A 2,233-nucleotide genomic window follows, 5' to 3' on the forward strand; every position below is an offset into this window, starting at 1 on the left:
CACGCTTGAGCCAGTCGTCGAGAACGTCGAACCATCCTCGCTGGGCTTGCGCGCGTCCCATTGCTATGGTCATAGCGCAGTTCTCCAAAAATTAAGTATGTACAGATCGGTTAATCACATTGCTCACACCACTCGTTCTAGCAGACAGAATTGAAACCATGGATTATGAGTTCGTCAGCAGAAAACGAAACTAAATGTGAGCAGATGTAACGTTTCTTTACTGTCTCCTCATTATATCGATAGGCTTCTAAAAAAATCATCCTTCAAGTTGGACGAGTTTTTAGAATTCCTCCCTCGCTAGGAGCGGAACATGCAGATGTCTTGGCGTCTAGGGAGTAGGCATAGGTCAATTCTGGCTCGTTAACAGCCCTAACAAGCGTTTTTGGGCGATCGCCCACCCAGCACCAAATCGGTGGACGGATTTGAGATACTAGAGGAGTGAAACCACCTTAGATGTACGCTCATGAGCCAGATTTATATTATTGACGTGTCCTTGAAAAATGCGCCTGTAACCCTGTCGGTGCAACGAAAATCCAAGGAGGGAGCCGAGGAACTGTATAACCAAATTCTGAATGATATGAAATCCGGCACCAGCGGAATTTTAGAACTCGCCTGCGAGCAACAGCCGGAAAAGAAGGTTGCCATCCTGATGTCTGAAGTTTCCGCCGTGCAAATGTTTGAGAAGTCTGGGACAGCAGCATCCTCGGGGCGACCCCCTGGATTTTTTGCCCTCGCAGAATAGGCAAAGTCGGCAATTTTAATCTTTAGATTTTCTTAATCATGACAGACGTCGCGATCGCGATTCGGGATCTATGTTTTGAATGGTCTCCCAAGGCGCAAGTGCTGCATCATTGCACCCTAGATGTGCCCAAAGGTGAGTTCTGGATGCTGCTAGGTACAAACGGCAGTGGTAAATCCACGCTGTTGAAGCTGATCAGTGGTCTTCTTCAGGCACAGTCGGGTGAAATCAAAGCCCTAACGCCCGTGGGATACGTGTTTCAGAATCCGGATCATCAGCTCGTCATGCCAACGGTAGGGGCAGATGTCGCGTTTAGCTTGGTGGATGAGCATTTGCCCATGGCAGACGTCCATCGCCGTGTGGATGAAGCCCTCCATGCGGTGAAACTGCACCACCTCAAGCGACGCCCCATCTACGCCCTTAGCGGTGGGCAGAAACAGCGAATTGCGATCGCAGGCGCACTGGCGCGTCACTGTCCTGTTTTACTCCTTGATGAACCAACTGCACTGCTCGATCCGGATAGCCAGCTTGATCTAGTTCGCGAAGTTCGCCGCCTAGTCGATGAAAACGGCATTACAGCCCTGTGGGTCACCCATCGCTTGGATGAGCTTGATTACTGTGATGGGGCAATTCTTCTATCCCAAGGCAAGGTTGTTGATCAGGGGAATCCTCAGCGGTTGAAACAGCGTCTCATCCAATCTGCTGTTCAACTCCCTAATTAGTACGGATTGTTCAGTGCGGATTGTCAGGTACGGCATTACGCCATGAAATCCAGACATTCGGAACCCAACCAAGCTTGGGTTAAAATTGTAAAATAAAACTTAAAGTTTCTACCCAGCTCATCGCAATGAGCTAGAGCCGTCATGCCACGAGCACATCACAATGCCCTACTTTTAGTGGATGGCTACAACATTGTTGGAGCATGGCCACATCTGAAAGAGATTCGTGACGGCGACGGCCTAGAAGCGGCTCGAAATGCGCTAGTGGAGTGTTTAGCAAGCTACAGCTCCTTTCGGGGATATAAAACCCAGCTCATCTTTGACGCGCAGTATCAAGAAAATCCAGGACGTGAAGAGCCAGTTACCCGGTATTTATCGATCCGCTACACCGAATTTCGCCAAACGGCAGATACGTTAATTGAGCTGACCTGTGCCCAGTTTCGCCATGATTTGAGAAAGTACGATCATCGCCTAATCGTGGCAACCTCTGATCGGGCACAGCAATTAACCGTAGTAGGCTATGGAGCAGAGTGGATGTCAGCCAATCACCTCCTCAACGATGTGGAGGCCGCCAGTCGCCAGACCCATCGCCATAAAAAGTCTGTTCCCCGCCAAGCCGCCAATCGGTTATCAAATCGCCTTGATCCGGTGGCACAACAACGCCTAGCCGCCCTACGAATGGGCTTAAAACCAAAGCAATAGGCCTACTTGCTAGAACTCATCGGCGTTGTTGCATGAAAGAGGGGTTGCGGGCAGGAGAGGCATGGTAAATTTC

General features: G+C 49.9%; 3 protein-coding genes. All 3 read left to right on the forward strand.

From position 1 onward, the window contains the following. Positions 1 to 472 precede the first annotated feature (472 nt). Entirely contained in the window at positions 473 to 742 is a 270-nt protein-coding gene (locus IGR76_17010; protein MBF2080162.1) for a hypothetical protein, read from the forward strand. Positions 743 to 780: 38 nt separating this feature from the next. After that, positions 781 to 1,461, forward strand: coding sequence for an energy-coupling factor ABC transporter ATP-binding protein (locus IGR76_17015; GenBank protein ID MBF2080163.1), 681 nt, complete (start codon positions 781 to 783; stop codon positions 1,459 to 1,461). 141 nt (positions 1,462 to 1,602) lie between these two features. Continuing rightward, positions 1,603 to 2,160, forward strand: a complete 558-nt coding sequence (locus IGR76_17020) for an NYN domain-containing protein (protein ID MBF2080164.1) — start codon at positions 1,603 to 1,605, stop codon at positions 2,158 to 2,160. The last annotated feature ends 73 nt before the right edge of the window (positions 2,161 to 2,233 follow it).

Origin of the sequence: Synechococcales cyanobacterium T60_A2020_003 (assembly GCA_015272205.1) — a bacterium.
Lineage (GTDB): Bacteria > Cyanobacteriota > Cyanobacteriia > RECH01 > RECH01 > JACYMB01.